We start from the raw sequence: 19,030 nt of genomic DNA, 5'->3' as shown, positions 1-19,030 counted from the left end.
GTATAATTCGTTTAGTGGAGATAAGCTATCAAGGGAATACCAACAAATTCTTATGTGGCGGCCATATTATGAGACCCTATTAAATAGTCATCTCGAAATAAAAACACGATTGCCAGATACATATTTTGACAGCATCCAAAATTTTGATGGTCCTAATAGAAGAATACAGCTTATTTCAAAAGGCCCAGGTCATACCGAAAGTGATCTAATTTTATACTTGCCTGATGATAAAATAATATTTTCAGGTGACCTCATTTTCAATAAGTGTCATCCATATATGCCTCATGGGTCCATATCGAACTGGAAGAACTGGTTGGATTATATGAATTCTCTTGAAGTTAATACAATCATGCCCGGACATGGTGAAATTGGAGCAAAGAAACTTATTAATCATATGAAGAACTATCTATTGAATCTAGAAATATCGGCGAGTAATCTGCATAAGTATGATCAATCAATAGAGAAGATTGGGATGGTTCCCATTCCTGATGAATATAAAGATTGGTGGTTTGATCGTTTTTATGTGATGAATTTAAAGTTTGCCTATGAGGTTTCAAAAAAAGTAGAAAAGGAATGACACTGTACACAACAACGGGTATAAAATCATAGTAGCTAATCGCTATTACACTTCATACACTATATGTTAGCAGTAGTTTAATCTTAATTACAAAAACTTGCTGACCTTAAGAAAGAATCCTGATACAATACTCTCAAGACAATTATTATGATGAACTCTTCTAAATTTTATATCATTATAATACTTTTCATTTCCAGTTGTTCCTTTTATGAAAAACAATCAAATCCTTACCTCCAAACAGGGGAGGGATTCGTTGAGGTAGAAGGTGGGAAAATTTGGTACGGAATAATGGGAGAAGGCAATAATACTCCTTTAGTGTGTTTGCATGGAGGGCCTGGGGGTACAAGTAGAAGTTATTATAACTTATCTGAGATTGCGAAAGAACGTCCGGTTATCATGTTCGACCAATTAGGGACAGGGCGATCTGACCATCATCAGGATACGTCTTTATTAAAAGTGAAAAAGTTCGTTGAACAGGTGAAAGCGATTAAATCGGAGTTAAAATTGAATGAATTCTATGTGGTTGGAGGTTCCTGGGGAGCAGCATTGGCACTTGAATATTATACAATGTATCCAGAAGGCATTAAGGGACTCATATTTAATAGCCCCTATTTTAGCACTCCAATTTGGACTGAGGATGCACATAAGCTTATAGCAGCTCTGCCTGATTCTATCCAAACAGCCATTCGAATAGCTGAAACTGATAGTCTATTTGATACTGAATCTTACGCTGCTGCCAATACATTGTTTGCAAGTAAACACGGTAGAAGAAAAAAATTTAATAAACATCCATTTGACACTGTACAGTCCAAAAGAAATTCATTTATATATAATTATATGTGGGGTCCCAGTGAATTTACTGCTACAGGTACGCTAAGAGATTACGACAATCATCTAAACCTTAAAAATGTCAAAGTGCCAACATTGTTTACTACGGGTGAATTTGATGAAGCACGCCCCGAAACAGTCAAAGGACTTTGCCAAATGATACCCTTTGCAAAATTTATTATCATCCCGGATGCAGGTCATTCTACCCTCAATGATAATAGACTCGCTGTGGTTGCTGCGATTCAAGAATTTCTCGAGATACAAGAGAAATAAATCAAGAATTATCGAACAACCGCTAACACCTTATAAAATTAATTGCTGGTGCAAGCTTACTTACGAAAATCCTTACGTCCCGATAACTTTCGGGACAATAGGGATGGCCAATAATTGACCAATTATAAAATGAAAAAATGGTTACAGATCGTATCCTGAAATAGACTGATTTTTTCCTACATTTGTCTCTAATGCTAGGAAAATTGAACAAAGTAATTCTCTGCCTTTGTTTGTGTGGCATATCTTTTCATATTTCTGCACAACAGTATAGCTATGTTCAATACAATTCCGGGTTCGGAGCCCCTTTTGACCAGGTATCCACCGTACTTCAGGATCAGGCGGGCTTTATGTGGATTGGCAGCCAAAACGGTTTGTATCGATTTGATGGCATCCATTTTGACATCTATAGCATGCATACAAAGAGTCAATTCGTTCATCAGCTTCATGAACGCGAAGATCACCTGCTGTTTGTAAATGATATGGGTATCTACCAAATTGACGATTTGCTTTCCCAGCCTAAGGTAATTCCGCTAATAGAAGGCACAATCAATGAAACTACCGGGCTTCCTTTTTATCCCAACGATTTTACGCCAGGTAAAGATCAAGAAATCTGGCTTACTCAATCCAATCACAGCATTGGCAGGTTGCAACAAGGAGATTTCAAAACCTATCAATTTTCCAAAACGAACAAAGCTCAAAAGCTTGCGATACATGAAGACTCAAAGGGTGGAATTTGGGTGCTGAGTCCATTGGATGGATTATTCTACTTTGATAAAGCCACTAATACTTTTGAAAAAAAGCTGGACATTAAAAATGGGAATACCTTATTAATTAACAAAGATTACCTTGTGGTGGGAAACGATGCAATGCATGTTTATACCATTCAAGAAAATAAGCCCAAGCTAATTAAGATGATTGAGCTGGCTGATGACCTGATTACTGCCATGTATGCGGATGAAAATGATCAATACATCATCGGGACCAGGAAGGGAAAGTTATTTACAGTAGCTGATTTAAACAAACCTCCTCAAACTATATATGGAGCCAATGAAGCTCATCGGGTGGAAGAATTGGATTTTGGACAAATCTATGAAATTTATGTAACTACGGATAGCAAAAGTAATAATGATAAGCTCTGGGTTTGTTCGGAAACCGGTCTCTGGTTGCTCCAACAACGCTTTTTCAAAACCGTTAAAAATTTGCCCATGAATAATCCTATAGGTATTGCTATGGGCAATCAGGGGAAAGCCTGGGTACCCATTAATTATTTATACGAAATCTCTCCCCTTGAAGATGAATTCACCGCCAAGACCATCTATAATAATTTACAAGCAAATGCAGTTGCTCAAGACAAAGCCGGTTTCACCTGGGTAACAACGACTACCCCAAAAGTTGAATTATTAAAATATGCCAATAACAAGATCATCAAACGATATGATGATTTCCATGACCGGGGCGAGGCCATTTTCTATCTTTATCCAGACAGTAAAAGGAACCTCTGGTTTTGCCAGGCCCCTGTGAATAAACCCATTATTGGCCTTGCAAAGATCAATGCAAAAGGGGAAATCAAGTATTACGATGAGACCAAAGGTTTTTCCAGCAGAGTTCTGGCAATCAAGGAAAGTGCCCAGGGCGAAATATATGCTGCAGGTATTGGTGAAGAAAGTTATTTGTACCGTTTTGATCCGGTGAAAGATCGATTTGAGAACCTTAGCCCTACCCTTCCTTTTACAGCTATGCTCAATTTTGAAGCCCATGATTTGACCATCGACGATCGTGGTGTCGTATGGCTGGCTACTACAGATGGATTGCTTCGCTACGATTCTGAAAAAATCACACTGATCCAAAATGATATTTTAGGTCAAGAAGAGGTGAGAGGAGTAACACATTATTCCAATAATAATATTTGGATCTCCACGGCCACCAAAGGACTGGTTTTTCACCAACAAAATACTTCCACCATTTTAGGTGAAACAGAAGGTTTACCCGCAGTTATAAGTGCTTACCGATGTATCACTACAGATGCTCAGGGACGCCTTTGGGCAGGTACCGCAGAAGGCCTCGTATACTCACGCATTTCCGCGGCTACCCTTCCCTATTCCAATCCGCCAAGGATTAGAGAAGTCATAATCGATGGAAGAGAATTTACCGAAGGCTTCAATGAGGTGTTAGAAATAAAAAAAAGTCAACAGCTCAAATTACTATTTACGAATTTGTCCTTTCCTGCCAGAAATGTTCAATACCAATACAGACTGCTTCCAAAAGAAGATAGACAGATCATGCTGGAAGAACAACTCTGGCAATCTAACGGAAATAAAAATACGCTGTCATTAAACCAAATAGAACTAGGTGATTACTACCTGGAATTGCGAGCCAGACAACCTGGAGGCTACCAATGGAGTAAGCCTTTGGAAATTCAATTAAAGGTATTTGTGCCCTGGTATTTGCAAACCTGGTTTATTTATAGTTCCATTGGCCTGCTGGTTTTATTTATATCTTATTATTTTCGTTTTTACGTTAAACGACGATTCAACAGATTGCAACAAGTCTTGAAATACTCCAATGAAAAGTTAGCGAAAAAGGAAGAACAACTCCATCAAAAGATTCGGGAATTTGAAGAGCAGCAAGAAGAATTGGATAATGCAAATTCGAATATCCAAACCCTCGAACTATTTATCAAAGAAATTCCCAAAAAGGCATCCTGGAACGACATCATCACTGCAATGGGTAAAGCAGTTAACCAATCTGCTGATATTAATGCTTTTGAAATTGCATTTATGGAAAAAAATGAAATAGTCCATAGGGGTTATTCCAACCAGGAACGAAGTGGTTATACCTTTAGAAGCAAACCCTTCAACACCAAAACCAGTTTAACATGTTGGGCTATGACCAACAGTCAGGAAGTCTTAATTAATGACTTCGAAAAGGAGCATGCCATGTACATTGAAGAAAAGGCAGCCTACCTTTTTAATTCCTTATTGTTTATTCCTTTTACTTTAGAGAATGATCAGCCGGTCGTATTATGTGCGTACAGTATCCAGAAAAATCATTTCGATGCTAATGATTTGGTTATGTTTAGAATTTTAGCCCAATTTATCTACTCTTCTATTCACGAGGAAATAACGAAAAGGTTATGAAGAATCTATCGTTGCACATATTAATCTTGTTATTGTTTGGGGGAAATAACCAACAGGCCTTTGCCGAAAGTGATACTCTTACCGTAGGGATATACCATAATCCCCCCTTTGTAATAAAAACAGAAGATAATAATTTTGAAGGCTTGAGTATTGAGTTATGGGAAAACATAGCACAGTCTGCTAATCTGACTTACCGTTATGAACTATATTCAGATTTCGTCGGTATTTTAAAAAGACTTGAGTACCAGGATATCGATTTGACCATTAATCCAATGGATGTAAATGATTCGCGGGTTAACAAATTTGACATGACGCAGCCCTATTTCATTTCCAGTATTGGAGTAGCCATTCCTTACTTAAATCGCTCCCCCTTAGCCGTTTTCATCAGTAATATTTTCTCACTGGCTTTTTTAGAAATTATATTATTACTCATTTTTGTCATTTTTGTCTTTGGTTTTTTTCTATGGCTAATTGAACGAAGGCACAATAAATTTCAATTCCGTCCCGGTTTGTTAGGCCTTTTTGACGGGCTATGGTGGTCAGCCGTAACGATGACTACGGTGGGTTATGGCGATAAAGCTCCCAAGTCGAACATAGGCAAAGCGATTGCCATTATTTGGATGTTTACTGCAGTGATCATTATTTCGAGTTTTACTGCCAGCGTAGCTTCCACTCTAACTATTACCGGATTACAAACCGACATAAAAAATGCCGAGGATATTCGATTGGTGGAAAATATTTCCGTGGTGGGTGCTACCAACAGTGAGTCCTATTTAGTGCACGAAAATATCCCTATCAGTAAGACATATGCCTCACCTATTCTTGCACTCAGGGCACTTGCCAAAAAAGAAAATGATGTGCTGCTATATGATCGTACCATTTTACAGTATTACATAAATCGGCTTTCTTTAGATGAAAAAGTGAAACTGCTGCCCTTCACTTTGAAAGAGAACTATCAAAGTTTTATGCTACCGAAGAACCACCCGGCTTTTGACCTGATCAATGTTGGTTTGATGAAGGAGATCCAGAAGGAACACTGGGTAGATTTGCAAAGAAAGTATGATGTTAAGGGGAAATAAAAAATGGAGTGTTGCTCCTGGATAAGATTTTAAGTTAAAAATGATTCATCTTTCTAAAATAAATAGGTTGATTTTTAAAATAATTGCATTTTAAACAACATATTTAATATGCTATTAGAATAAAACCGAAAACGTAAACTATATTTTAAATAACGAATGGCTATCCATATATAAAAATCATTGAAACGCTTCTTATACTAAAAGTTGGCTTTAATTTAGCAACAAACCCAATCTTAGCATTATATCATATACGTATTAATATTCTTTTATTTTGTATTTTATTCATATTTGTATAATTATGATTATCCAAACCATAAAATTCAGGTCCAGGCGTAAAGAAGAGGAAGTGATGAATAAAAACAATATGGTAAATTAGAAGTGTGATTATAAAAAACCAAATGGAAAAGGACAAGAATAAATCATTTACTAAATGGTTGGAGATCCTGCAGCAGGAAAGTTGGCAACTTGAACTATTGATTTCTGGTTTTGCTATTTTTTTACTCGCCGAATCATATGAGCCAGTTCACAACCTGGATTATCAAATTGACCTATTGCTATCAGGGAGTCCCTATTATGGATTACTTTATATACCTTATCAGGTATTATTGGGTGCGTGGTATGTTTTGATTATCAATCTTATACTGCATGTTTTGTTACGTGGGCTTTGGATCAGCACAATAGGATTACGCTATGTGTCTGGAGATATTGATTTTAACAAGCTAAATATCAGTCCTAAATTTGATCGGTTTCTTCGAAGTAAGATTGTGAGTTTCGATTTATATATCCAGCAACTCGAAAAATTATGCAGTGCTGTTTTCGGTTTTACTTTTCTTATCATTTTTATTCTAATTTCCGGAGGACTTTTTGTTGTAGGACTTGTTATCCTGGCAATGACTATGGAAGGGATAAACACCAGATTCGGAGATCTATGGGTCTTGGTTATTGTGCCTTTTTTATTATTATATTTATTGGGAGGTTTTATTTATTTCCTTGATTTCATTACCCTTGGTTGGATAAAACGAAAAAAAAGAATTGCCAGGTTCTATTATCCTATTTATCGCTTTTTTAGCGTTATTACTTTGGCTTTTATCTATCGGCCGATTTATTATAATTTGTTGGATAATAAATTCGGGCGTAGTATAGTTTTATTTTTAATCCCTTATCTGATTGGTTTTACCTTAATTGCTTCATTGACCGTAAATACACATGCTTATCTACCTGGAAATCGAACGTTACAATCCATTAGCAACAATTTTTATGATGATACCTTAGAAGACAGGACTTCATATTCAGCTAGTATTTCTTCTAAATTTGTCAAAAACGGATATGCTCAACTTTTTCTGCCTTATGTCGCACGTAACGATGATAAAGTTATTGAGGCCATTTGCCCGGACTTAAAACCAGCTAAAACGGGCTTTTTTTTCTTTGGCAATGATGATCCGCTACGAAACAACATGAATGCAGATATGGCTTTGGACTGCCACGTCCAACGATTTAAAATTTATGTTAATGATACACTAATAAACAATCTTAAATACCGGTTCCATGAACACCCTGCTCGCAAAAATATTGGATTACTGACTGTTCTGGATGTAGGAGACCTGCCTCGCGGAGAACATGCAATAAAAGTAGATGTGCAAATTCTCCAAAATAATAATGGAAAAGACACCTTGTTTTTTCGTGAAACCGCCCTTATACCTTTTTGGAAAGAATAGAATATTATGTGAAGATTCTTCAATTTATAAGACAGAGATCGTTGAGGGAATAACAAAGACTAACAAAGCATATATTTAATAAAAAATGAAAAAATAAATTATGAAAATAACGCTCAAGATCGTATTCCTCCCCCTATTGATCATCTCGATAAACTCCTTTGCGCAAAAATCATCAAAAGAACTTACTGCCAAAATAGAGGCGATGGCAAAAGTAGGAGCCTGTTATTCACCATCATTTTCACCGGATGCCAGTGAAATAGCATTTATATCGAATATTAGTGGAATTCCACAATTATGGAAAATCCCAAGTACTGGAGGCTGGCCTATACAATTGACAAACTTTAATGATCCGGTTTCCAATGCGATCTGGTCACCAAAAGGAAATAAAATTGCCTTTCAACTTGCTCCGGGTGGTGGTATGAATAGCCAGATATACACTATCAAGGCCGATGGAAGCGAAATTGAACGAATTACCAGTGGAGGAAAATCAAATAATTGGATGGGCAACTGGAGCGACGATGGAAATTATTTGTCCTATTCTTCAAATCAAAACAATCCTTCCGGCATGGATAGTCATCTGTATAATATGCTAACCAAAACGACTGAATTGAGCATAATGAATCAAGGAATCGGGCGCATTACTGATATAGGCAAAGACAATGACCGGTTTTTACTGTCAAGAGTAGCGAGTAGGGGAAGTAATGATCTATATCTAATTGATAAAGAATCTAATGAAACACTGCTAACGAAACACAGTGGTCCAGGTAGTTTCTATGGGGAGTTTTCTCCGAATGGTGAAATTTATATCTCCTCAAATCTGAATAGAGATAAGATAGCGTTTGGAAAAATTAAGAACAGAAAAATTGAAGTATTAAGTGAACGCGGAGATTCGGAATTACAGAACTTCATCTTTAATGAATCGGGATCAATGGCATTACTTGTCTGGAATGTTGCCGGAAAAAATGAAATAAGTCTTTTTGATATCCAAAACCAAAAGGAATTAAGGATATTAGATATGCCCGTAGAGCAAGTGGGAGGAGGAGATTTTTCTTCTGATGACCGTTACTTTCTCTTCACAGGAAGTGGCTCCACAGAACCTGCCAATGTCTGGCTTTATGATTTCGAAAATGACACGTTCACAAAATTGACGGACAGTCCGCATCCTGGTATCAATCTTGAAGAATTGATTGCCCCGGAGCTGGTCAAATTCAAATCATTTGATGGTTTAGAGCTGAGCGGATGGCTATACAAGCCCGGAGTAGGCAATCATCCTTATCCGACTGTAATCAGTTATCATGGCGGCCCCGAGGGTCAGTCCCGACCATCATTCAGCTATACTTTTCAAGCATTGTTGAGTCAGGGCATAGCGGTCTTTTCTCCAAATGTCAGGGGATCCTCAGGTTTTGGAAAGGAATTCGTGAATTTAGACAATGGTGCCTTACGAACAAACGGGATAAAAGACATTGAAGCTTGTTACAACTATGTGGTTGAATCTGGTTTTGCAGATAAAAGCAAGGTTGGAATCATGGGTGGCTCTTATGGCGGTTATATGGTTATGGCAGGAATTACGGAGTATCCCGATATGTTCGCTGCAGCTGCCAACTTATTTGGGGTAGTTAATTTCATTACTTTTTTCGAACAGACGGAACCATGGATGGCTGCGATTTCAAAAGTTGAATATGGAGATCCAGATACTGAGGCAGATATGCTAAGGGCGCTGTCTCCTATCAATAAGGTTGAAGTTGTCAAAACCCCGACAATTGTTTTACACGGCGCAAATGATACAAATGTTCCTGTTGTTGAGGCAGAACAAGTTGTAGAAAATCTTAAAAAAAGAAATATTCCGGTAGAGTACATTTTATTCCAGGATGAAGGACACGGGTGGAGGAAAACTTCCAATAAGGTTACCTCTGCGGTGTCAATCGTTAACTGGTTTAAACTGTACTTAGTTGAAAAGTAATACTGTGTCTAACAAAAATTAAACGGCATTAATGACCGCTTAACTAAACTGTAATAAGTTACTCATACCTTAATTGAACACCCTTAAAGGACCATGAAATCCTAAATTCATGTGTAACAAATTTTCCTGGTCGTCGTCGACTATATATACCAGTAGATATTCGACCATGAATATAAAACCAATCTCTCTACAATTTTCAATTCTAATTTTCGGTAGTGCCGCTTTCTTGTTTTTACTTATTGAAAGAATCGTGGTCCCTTTTTTGGCAAATCGTGGATTAGATCCCGCAATCAACTTTTTAATTCTTGGCTCTCCACATATTCTATTCTTCATTGTGGCATTATTAGCTTATAAAAAAGAAGGCAACGATTGTTCATGGAAATCTCTATGTCAGCGCTTCAGAATATTACCAATAAAAGGAAAATTTTGGTTTTGGGTTATTCTATTTGTTATCATTGATATTTCCTTGTATCTATTAGTTTACAAATTAGGATACCCATTTGTTAAATGGGTTCATGACTTATTTCCAACTCCAGAAATAGTTCTTGATATAATGGGAGATCGTCCTATGTTTGTCGGACGTAATCTTAGTGGTAATTGGTGGTTATTAGGACTGTTTTTTTTTAGATATTTCTTCAATGTTGTGGGAGAAGAATTTTTATGGCGAGGTTATTTATTTCCACGTCAAGAATTAACGCATGGAAAAAATACTTGGATTGTACATGGCTTATTGTGGACAGGCTTCCATTTGTTTGCTCCTTATAACGCATTGATGGTACTTCCAGGAGCACTATTTATGTCGTACATAGTTCAGAGATATAAAAACAATACAATTTTTATTATTTCCCATGCTGTTATGAATGGGATTCCTATGGTAGGAATTATTCAGGGTATTATTAATTGAGGTATTTAATAGTAAACTACTGCCTGCACAACCTATAACCCATTGCAGCGGATTTTCTAAAGGAAAATCCAACCCAAAAAATTAACTTTGGTTTTAGACAGAAAATCCTTGTGGATTTTCCACGTCAACATCATAACCGAAGTCGTTGTGCATCATTTTAGCTATTTAAAGAATGGACCAATCTAACAAGCTTAAAGTAATTAAATGGATACATACTATAATATGGTTGTTTTTCGTCACCATAATATTCTATATTCTATACTCCGGAATTACCGGTAAAATTAATACGTTCACTTGGATTGCAATAGCCCTGGTTATAGGAGAAGGAATTATTTTGCTTATTTTCAAAATGTTTTGTCCTTTAACTGTACTTGCGCGGAAGTATTCAAATTCTCAAAAGGATAATTTTGACATTTATCTCCCAAATTGGTTAGCGAAATTCAATAAAATCATTTTTACAAGCATTTTTCTGTCTGGACTAGTTATAGTTCTTATTCGAATGGTATTGAAAAACTGATGTTCTGATATAAAAACGGTTTACAACAAAACTGATAATTCAGTGCTCACCTTTTTCAAAAAGAAAATTCCTAATTTTAAGCAGCTCGATTCCGGATAGAAAACCCTAGCGGATTTCCCGCACCAAAATCATAGGTGCTGTTCAAGTTCCAAGAAAGCAAGGAAAGGCTAGCTGATCTATGAAGCGATATTAAAATAATTGTATCCAGCCAAACCGTTAGCGGTAATTAAAAAAGAAATACTTATGAGGTTTTTAAATCAGAAAAGAGTTTTAAACAGCGTTTTAATTTTCCTATTTGTCTCAGTCAATGGTTTTGCCCAATCTACTGATGATAGTTTTGAACAGGATTTTGAAAAGAAGTTCAACAATGCAAGACTAGTTTTCCACAGAACATATTTTGAAAAAGCATCAACGCTATTCGATACGCTTATCAACCAACAAAAAGAACATGCCTTGACTTATGGTTATGCGGCAATGACCGACTTTATGCTATATAGAGATCCATCTCAAAATATTGAAAAAGCTAAAACATTATCCAGGAAAACAGATGTTGACCATTCATTTACGATGGCTTTATGTAGTTTTGCGAATGGAGATTTGTCAGATTGTGAATTAAAAATGAAAGAGTTCTTGTCCAGGTATCCCGACAACAAATATGGCATGCATATTCTGGGATTTACTCAAACAGATTTAGGCCGACCAGAAGATGGTTTAGAAACATTAACAGATTTAATAAACAAAAATCCTTCGTATTACCCTGCATACAATCATATTGGTTATACGTATCTAAGTCTTAAACAGGAAGAAAGTGCATTAAAGGCATTTAAGCAATTTTTAAAAAACGACAGTCTAAACCCTAGTGCTTTGGATTCTGTTGCTGAAGGATTAGCAGCAATTGGAGAGTATGATATTGCAATTGCCAACTTAGCTAAGGCGGTTCTTTTGGAACCTGATTTTGCGTATGGGTGGAAGCATTTGGGTGATATTTTTAAACAAAGCGGTGAACTGGAATTGGCAATCCGAGCTTATGAGAACGTAAAGAAATCTGCTAAATTATACGGAGTAGACTTTGTAAGCTCTGTCGATAAAGAGCTTATGGCTTTAAAACAATAGCTATCGGGATAACCAACCCATAAGCAATGATTAACTTCTTTAGACAAAAAATAAAACGAATAAAAGTCAATGCATATTTAATATATAATTAGGTTAATATAATTGGAAAAGAGAGAACATAAATACTATGAAACGAATTTTATCTGAGGTTTTTCAAATATCAATAGGTGTTCTTCTTGCAAGTATAGGACTAAAAATGTTTTTACTGCCTAACGGCTTCCTGGATGGCGGTGCAACAGGAATTGCCATATTGCTAAGTGAACTTTTCCACTTTGATATTTCTTATACGCTATTAATTGTAAGCATCCCATTTCTGATATTGGCTTGGTTTTACCTATCTAAAAGAATATTTATTAAATCGGTGATATCAATCCTCTCATTAGCAATTATCATCCATTTTGAAAATTTTTCTGCGATAACAGAAGACAAGCTTCTGATTGCAATATTTGGTGGTCTTTTCTTAGGAGCTGGAATTGGTTTGACTATAAAAAACGGTGCAGTTTTAGATGGTTCAGAAATCTTGGGGATTTTTTTAAATGATCGTTTAGGTATAAGTATAGGAAAGGTTGTGCTTTTTTTTAATGCAATTTTATTTGGAGCAACTGCAGTATTGCTTTCACTTGAAGTAGCAATGTACTCCATATTGACATTCATAGTAACCGCTAAAGTTATTGATCTAATGATCGAGGGGTTTGAAGATTTCGTTGGTTTAATGATTGTGTCTGAAAAAACTAATGAAATTAATAATGAGCTTATTCGCGTTGTTGGTACTGGCACAACTTTATATAAAGGATCAGGAGGCTTTGGAAAAAGAGGCGCTCAAACTGCAAAAGACATTATCCACACTGTAATCAATAGAATTGATATTAGAAGAACATATAATTTAATTAACGCAATAGATAAGAATGCCTTTATAATTGAATTTGACGTAAACAACATTAGAGGAGGTATGTATACAAAATATTTTTCCAGAGAAGGATTAAAAAAACTATCGCCAACAAAGCATAAAAAAACCAGCGATTTAAGCGATGAAACCAAATAACAACCTTATACCGCTCAAAATTAAACTAAAACGCTGTTACATAGAACCCTTAACTATATATGCAAAAGCATTGGCATGCATATCCTGCTTAATCAAATTTCAAGATCTACAAGTTGATTTCTTCTATTTGCCTGATATCCCTTGAAGAAGTTCCGATTCGTAGCATGTATGCCCCTTTTTCAAGAGCCCATTCCCCGCCAGCTTCATCCCAATAACGTAACTCAGAAACCGGAATACCAATAGACAGGCGCTCAATTGCCCCCGGCTCTAAAATACCGGTTTTTGCAAATGCTTTTAGCTCCTGAACAGGACGATCAATGGTTGATTCAAGTTTTTCTGTATATACCTGAACTACTTCTTTTCCAGCAATTTGCCCCGTATTTTCAACGTTTACAAGAATATTGATCATCCCATTTGACAGGCTCACTTCTAGGTCTGAATAGTCAAAAATTGTGTATGAAAGTCCAAAGCCAAAAGGATAAGAAACCTGTAGGTTGGCTTTATCGAAGTGCCTGTAACCTACATAAACACTTTCATCATAGTTCGTATAGTCTCTGTTTCGGACTTTCTCAGCTTCCGGCCTCTCCTCCTTCTGAAATAAAAGACCTGAAATCGCATCAGTGTATGTAAGATGTCCGCCTTCCTGAGGAAAGTTGGCATTTGAAGCATGGTCATCCAAAGCAATTGGGAAAGTCATTGGTAATTTACCACTTGGATTCACCTTTCCGCTTAAAATATCTGCAACAGAATTTCCTCCTTCTTGTCCTCCTTGCCATGCCAGCAAAATTGCATCTGGTTGTCCTTTCCAGGAAGCGGTTTCAATAACTCCCCCAATATTGAGGACCACAATCAGTTTTTTACCGGCATTCTGGAAAGCCCGGGTAGTACTGGAAATCATTTCCTGCTCTAATTCCTTCAGCAAAAAGTCGTCAATCTCTACCCTGTCACCTCCTTCACCTGCATTTCTCCCAATGGTCAGAATACCAACGTCTGAACTTTCAACTATTTCTTTTAGTTGTTCAGCAGTAAAAGTCATCTCAGGTGGTGTATATGGAGTAAACATGGCTTCAATTCCTTCGGCCTTTTCAAATGACTTCTCGTTTGCTGATCTATGCAGCTCATATACATGCTTCGCCGCTTCATTGATTTCAAAGCCGGCATTCTCCAAACCTTTCTCAAGAGAAATTGTGTAAGCCTCATTCACATCTCCCGAGCCTGTGCCGCCTGCAATAAAATTGTAAGAAGTGATTCCTAACAGGGCAATATTCCTGGTATTTTGCAAGGGGAGTGCATTCTTATTTTTAAGTAACACCATTCCCTCAGAGGCAGACAAGCGGGTGGTTTTAGCATGTGCTTTGAGATCAGGATTGTTTCCATACTCTTGATTCTGCATCTTCCTGGTTTTCAGTATCAATTCCAGAATACGACTTACAGATCTATCAATAGCTTCTATAGACAATGTTCCATTTTCGCTGGCCTCTAAAAGTGCGTCCCACTGTTTTTTGGTTCCCGGTTCCAATAGGTCGTTCCCGGCCCTTATTTGAGCCGCTGCATTCCTTCCCCCAAACCAATCACTCATCACGAGTCCTTCGAATCCCCAATCGTTTCTTAACACATCAGTTAGCAAATATTCACTTTCTGAAGTATAGGTACCATTTACTTTGTTGTAAGAAGACATAATTGTCCAGGGTTGCGATTTTTGTACAACAATCTCAAAGCCTTTTAAATAGATTTCTCGCAAGGCCCTTTCGGAAATGATAGCATCATTCAAATTTCGCTCGGTTTCCTGATTATTGGCAACAAAATGTTTTACAGAAGTACCAATACCGTTAGATTCAATACCATTTACCATAGCGGCGCCCATATTCCCCGTCAATACCGGATCTTCAGAATAATATTCAAAATTTCTCCCACATAAGGGGTGACGATGAATGTTTGCGCCCGGCCCCAAAATAACATCTATTCCGTATTCCGATGCTTCCTTGCCCATGGCATTACCAACCTCCTGAACAAGCGCTTCGTTCCAGGTTGATGCGAGCAAAGTAGCTATTGGGAAGGCAGTGCAATAATAGGTTCTGTCCTCACCTTCTCGTGTTGGTTCTATTCTTAGGCCAGCCGGACCGTCTGATAAGTATACTGTCGGAATTCCCAGCCTTGGGGTAGGCACAATAGTACCAACAGCCCCGGGTATTCCATCTCCCGGTTCATTCATTCCAATAGCCGAAGCAATTCCCGAGCCTTTAAGCAAATGGATCTTTTCCTCTAAAGTCATTTGTGAGACCAGGTCTTTTACTCTCACCTCAATTGACTTGCGATCATCTTCGTAATCATCTAACCGGTTATTCCCATTCCGATCTAAAAAAGTGTACCCTTCTATCGTTAATTCCTTGATATTAAAGTGGTCAAGATAATCCTTTTCAAAAGTAAAAAAGCTTGATTTTAAATAGGACCAACCGATAAAGGCGGCAATTGCTATGAGAACAATTAAGGATGTTAAAATAATCAAGAATCTTTTTAAAATCTTCTTCATGTTTTTTAATAGTGTCTGTAAGACACAAAAATAATACATTCCTTTTCGTGGCACAATGCCTCAAATCTTAGAAGTGCAATATGAATGTGCAGGGTATCATTAAACATGGAGAGGATAATTTCTTGCTGAATCGTTCAAATGAACAAGTATTAAATTTACTATCCAATACTATTAGATGTTGCCCTCATTGCAAACTCTGCTTGTTCAAAAAAAGATGCCAAAACATGACAGAGCCTCTCTTGAAGAGCGCACTAAGGCTGTCCGAACAAAAGAATATTCAACCATGTAGGCAGGCTACGCTTCATATATAAATCATAGTTCACCATTTGGAACATAATTTTGGTAATTATTCGTGTTTCTTTTTAAATCCAGCTTTTTTTAACCAGCTTCGGACTTCGTCTTGAAACAGGGGATCAAAAGTCTGTTGGCTGGCAGTATCCCAATCCACGCATCTATCCGAAACTTTGTAGAATCCCTGTTGGCCTCCTTTCATCACTTTTATCCTAAAATTATCAGGTGCCTATTTTCAAAAAGAGTATTGAAATGTTGGATATTCTGCTCAGGATTGACGTTTATATCGTACTCAGCAAACAATAGCAAGGTTGGGCATTGAATTGATTTTAAAACCTCATCATTGTTATAATCAGCTATCAGGTACCAAAATCGGGCACTACCAATAAAACCAGATATTTTACCTACATTATAACCTAACCTTTTGTTCTTCCTATCTTTCTTCATCCGCTTTGTCAGTTTATCTCCTGAAAATCCATTGCACATGTATTGCAAACTGTCATTAGAACTTGTCTGCTCCTTTACACCAACTGTTGGGCCAGCCAGTGCAATTACGAAAGCTACATCCTTGTGTTCTGCAGCAACAATTTGAACAATCCAGCCCCCCTGACTGTGACCGCTTATACCAATTCGGCCAGAATCAATGAAGGGCAATGTCTTTAAAAAAGTTATGGCTGCATAGGCATCTTCAGCTCTCCCATAAAAATTATTTTTTTTCCAGTTGCCGGTAGATTTTCCTAAACCTCTCTTATTGCAATACAAAATAGCATACCCCTGCTCGAGCAAAACATCTTCTATATAAAATTTATGTGCCCCCCACGCTTCGTTTTCGTATCCTTCAAAGGAATGATTCCCGGGGCCTTGTTGAAAAACAACAGCAAGTGTGTTATCATTATTATTGGGTCTGATCAGTATGCCTTCAATGGTTTCTTCCCCACTTTTAAAATATACTTTAGAAGCCAATCTCTCCTGACCATTCATATAGCTGTTTATTATCAGGGCAATTACCATGATTAATCTTGTTTTCATTTTTTATTTATTTTATAACTCATTTTTTTCCATAAATACTCCAGTGGTCCCTGGTCTCTTCGTTTTAACCATAAGTAACTTATTGCCGATTGTAAAACGAAAAACAATAATGCAATTCCATAAGTCTCTATTTTGGATACTTTACCAAATAACTGAAATACATTAGTACAATGAAAAAACACTACCAGATAAAAAACCGACTGAAATATATAATTAGACAATGCTGTTTTTCCAACATACTTAAACCATTGTAGCATTTTCTTAAAAAAACCTTTTTGATATAAACGAACAAAAAGTGCTACATAACTCAAGGCCTGTAAAATCATTCCTGCTGCTATAACAAAAGGCACCCAAAGCAAAGGAATATCCAATTCCAGTTCACCAGACATCACCAGATGATAAAAGTAGCTTGCTGTAAGGCCTACCGTAAAGCCCAAAAGAATCATTCCATTCGTGATTTTTTTCAGTTTTACGGGAACTCTGAAAAAGTCCAACTTTCCTAAAATCACCCCGATGAGCATATTACCAAAAGTATAGACCAGTGTAATCGGCATATCTTTAAAAAAGTTCAACCAAGGGGCCATTATGGTATTTACCCTTAAATATTCCCAATAAGAAGTAGTGGTTGGTTGCACCAATGCTAATCCGTAATCATAATCATACACCTGCCACTCTAAAGCACTGTTACCAATAAAAACTATACCGGTAAGTACTACATTAAATATAATGGCGAGTACGATTGTTTTTTTTATAGACCAATTACGTATCAGCAACAAGAAAACACCACCAAAGGCATAAGACATGATAATATCTCCATTCCATAACACAAAACAATGTATTGCACCGATAAGAAATAACAGAGCCATTCTTTTTAGAAAGTAACTTTTAAAGTACACTCCGCTCTTCTCGGCTCTAGACATTTGGATATAAAATCCAAACCCGAAAAGGATAGAAAATATAGTGATGAACTTTTTGGAAATAAGAAGATCTGATAAAAAGTTCAAAGGTCCATCAAAGACACTTGCAATTGAAGGGTCGTCACTGTAAGGAACGTTGGCCAATAATACGCCCAAGAGTGCAAATCCCCTTAAAGCGTCTACAACTTCAATCCTGGATTTGGCAATCGGTTTAAATGTTTTCATCTTGTTTTATGATTATGGTTTTTTGCATCCGATTTTCGAACACTTAACAAGAAGACCCGAAGATATTAGGGCTGTTACGCTTTTTTAAACTTTGCTTGTACTGAAAACTGATTTCAGGACATTGTTTTACCTGAAATGACCTGGGGAATGTCCTAATTTTTTCTTGAAGGCCTCATACATTGCGGATCTGGACTTGAATCCGGCATCAAAACCAATACCTTCAATTGATAATTGATTCTTGGTATCGGCTTCAATAATTACCAGGCATTTATCCACGCGATGGTTATTTACCCATTCATTAAAATTCATTCCCAGATTTTGGTTGATACAGCTAGAGATTGTTCGTGCAGAAATCTGAATCTCTTTGGCAAAAGAATGGAGGGTTAGATCTTGATCGAGGTAATATTCATTGGTCTCCATTTTGCTTTTGATCTTCCCACAAATTTCAGGATCAATAGCCGTACTTACTTTATGGGAAGTTGGTGCATTATCTTTCAATGTATTGAAAGTATCGCCAGATCCATCAAAGAGGGTCTGTTGTGTAAAAGCTTTGTAACTCACAAAGTAGTTGAAAATAGCAATGAATAAATAGGCTAAAATTGTTAGATCGGATTGACCCGTCCCGCCTAATATGATACGCAATAATTCAGCTCCCCATAACAAAATAATAGGGGCTATAGCGAAGATACATTGCCATAGCCAGTTGATATTGAGAAGAGCCATATCTGTATATTCATTTCTAATTAAGTTTCGATAATTTAATGTTTCTCTTATGGCAATGGCAAACACCGTTACAGTTAAAATAAAGGCGTAATATTGTTGCGCCATGAAAAAATGATCAAGAAATTCCCAGCCTAAAAGATCCAATAAAGAATTACCGGAAAACAGTAACA

General features: G+C 36.9%; 13 protein-coding genes. 9 read left to right on the top strand and 4 right to left on the bottom strand.

Annotated elements, in window-relative coordinates; translation table 11 throughout:
- From WBM60_RS16630 to WBM60_RS16590, 9 genes are all read left to right on the top strand, one after another.
- The coding region (locus WBM60_RS16630) for an MBL fold metallo-hydrolase (RefSeq protein ID WP_424283358.1) at window positions 1-577 on the top strand (577 nt) is incomplete at its 5' end.
- A 147-nt stretch (window positions 578-724) separates the two neighbouring features.
- Window positions 725-1,678, top strand: a complete 954-nt coding sequence (locus WBM60_RS16625; RefSeq protein WP_424276463.1) for a proline iminopeptidase-family hydrolase — start codon at window positions 725-727, stop codon at window positions 1,676-1,678.
- Window positions 1,679-1,869: 191 nt separating this feature from the next.
- Window positions 1,870-4,815 (top strand): hypothetical protein, encoded by a 2,946-nt coding sequence (locus WBM60_RS16620; protein WP_424283357.1) that lies wholly within the window; start codon window positions 1,870-1,872, stop codon window positions 4,813-4,815.
- The gene (locus WBM60_RS16615) at window positions 4,812-5,894 is read left to right on the top strand and encodes a transporter substrate-binding domain-containing protein (RefSeq protein WP_424259517.1); all 1,083 of its coding nucleotides are present in this window, start codon (window positions 4,812-4,814) and stop codon (window positions 5,892-5,894) included. The genes WBM60_RS16620 and WBM60_RS16615 overlap by 4 nt, the downstream gene beginning before the upstream one ends.
- Before the next feature lie 398 nt (window positions 5,895-6,292).
- A complete protein-coding gene (locus WBM60_RS16610; protein WP_424259518.1) occupies window positions 6,293-7,609 on the top strand; it encodes a hypothetical protein in 1,317 nt (438 codons plus the stop codon).
- 100 nt (window positions 7,610-7,709) lie between these two features.
- Window positions 7,710-9,569, top strand: a complete 1,860-nt coding sequence (locus WBM60_RS16605; RefSeq protein WP_424259519.1) for a prolyl oligopeptidase family serine peptidase — start codon at window positions 7,710-7,712, stop codon at window positions 9,567-9,569.
- Window positions 9,570-9,735: 166 nt separating this feature from the next.
- Window positions 9,736-10,473, top strand: coding sequence for a CPBP family intramembrane glutamic endopeptidase (locus WBM60_RS16600; protein WP_424276434.1), 738 nt, complete (start codon window positions 9,736-9,738; stop codon window positions 10,471-10,473).
- Window positions 10,474-11,233: 760 nt separating this feature from the next.
- Window positions 11,234-12,103, top strand: coding sequence for a tetratricopeptide repeat protein (locus tag WBM60_RS16595; protein ID WP_424259521.1), 870 nt, complete (start codon window positions 11,234-11,236; stop codon window positions 12,101-12,103).
- Between the two features lie 127 nt (window positions 12,104-12,230).
- A complete protein-coding gene (locus WBM60_RS16590) occupies window positions 12,231-13,145 on the top strand; it encodes a YitT family protein (protein WP_424276432.1) in 915 nt (304 codons plus the stop codon).
- Window positions 13,146-13,251: 106 nt separating this feature from the next.
- Here the strand turns inward: WBM60_RS16590 and WBM60_RS16585 are convergent, their stop codons facing one another.
- The 4 genes from WBM60_RS16585 to WBM60_RS16570 all read right to left on the bottom strand — a co-directional run.
- Complete coding sequence (locus WBM60_RS16585; protein ID WP_424283356.1) at window positions 13,252-15,675, bottom strand: glycoside hydrolase family 3 C-terminal domain-containing protein; 2,424 nt, start codon at window positions 15,673-15,675, stop codon at window positions 13,252-13,254.
- 498 nt (window positions 15,676-16,173) lie between these two features.
- Window positions 16,174-16,995 (bottom strand): alpha/beta hydrolase family protein, encoded by an 822-nt coding sequence (locus WBM60_RS16580; RefSeq protein ID WP_424278723.1) that lies wholly within the window; start codon window positions 16,993-16,995, stop codon window positions 16,174-16,176.
- Window positions 16,992-18,137 (bottom strand): DUF418 domain-containing protein, encoded by a 1,146-nt coding sequence (locus WBM60_RS16575; protein ID WP_424259526.1) that lies wholly within the window; start codon window positions 18,135-18,137, stop codon window positions 16,992-16,994. Before WBM60_RS16575 ends, WBM60_RS16580 begins: the two co-directional genes overlap by 4 nt.
- Before the next feature lie 126 nt (window positions 18,138-18,263).
- Window positions 18,264-19,030: helix-turn-helix domain-containing protein (locus WBM60_RS16570; RefSeq protein WP_424283355.1), on the bottom strand; the 767-nt coding region annotated here is incomplete at its 5' end.

It is taken from the genome of Eudoraea sp., from assembly GCF_049669105.1.
Classification (GTDB): domain Bacteria; phylum Bacteroidota; class Bacteroidia; order Flavobacteriales; family Flavobacteriaceae; genus Eudoraea.
Note: the sequence above shows the minus strand (reverse complement) of the source record. Positions and strands in the feature narration are given on the sequence as shown.

Excerpts from the sequence above, each read along its gene's own strand:
- WBM60_RS16625 (WP_424276463.1), top strand. The coding sequence starts at position 725 with ATGATGAACTCTTCTAAATTTTATATCATTATAATACTTTTCATTTCC.
- WBM60_RS16620 (WP_424283357.1), top strand. The coding sequence starts at position 1,870 with ATGCTAGGAAAATTGAACAAAGTAATTCTCTGCCTTTGTTTGTGTGGC.
- WBM60_RS16615 (WP_424259517.1), top strand. The coding sequence starts at position 4,812 with ATGAAGAATCTATCGTTGCACATATTAATCTTGTTATTGTTTGGGGGA.
- WBM60_RS16610 (WP_424259518.1), top strand. The coding sequence starts at position 6,293 with ATGGAAAAGGACAAGAATAAATCATTTACTAAATGGTTGGAGATCCTG.
- WBM60_RS16605 (WP_424259519.1), top strand. The coding sequence starts at position 7,710 with ATGAAAATAACGCTCAAGATCGTATTCCTCCCCCTATTGATCATCTCG.
- WBM60_RS16600 (WP_424276434.1), top strand. The coding sequence starts at position 9,736 with ATGAATATAAAACCAATCTCTCTACAATTTTCAATTCTAATTTTCGGT.
- WBM60_RS16595 (WP_424259521.1), top strand. The coding sequence starts at position 11,234 with ATGAGGTTTTTAAATCAGAAAAGAGTTTTAAACAGCGTTTTAATTTTC.
- WBM60_RS16590 (WP_424276432.1), top strand. The coding sequence starts at position 12,231 with ATGAAACGAATTTTATCTGAGGTTTTTCAAATATCAATAGGTGTTCTT.
- WBM60_RS16585 (WP_424283356.1), bottom strand. The coding sequence starts at position 15,675 with ATGAAGAAGATTTTAAAAAGATTCTTGATTATTTTAACATCCTTAATT.
- WBM60_RS16580 (WP_424278723.1), bottom strand. The coding sequence starts at position 16,995 with ATGAAAACAAGATTAATCATGGTAATTGCCCTGATAATAAACAGCTAT.
- WBM60_RS16575 (WP_424259526.1), bottom strand. The coding sequence starts at position 18,137 with ATGAAAACATTTAAACCGATTGCCAAATCCAGGATTGAAGTTGTAGAC.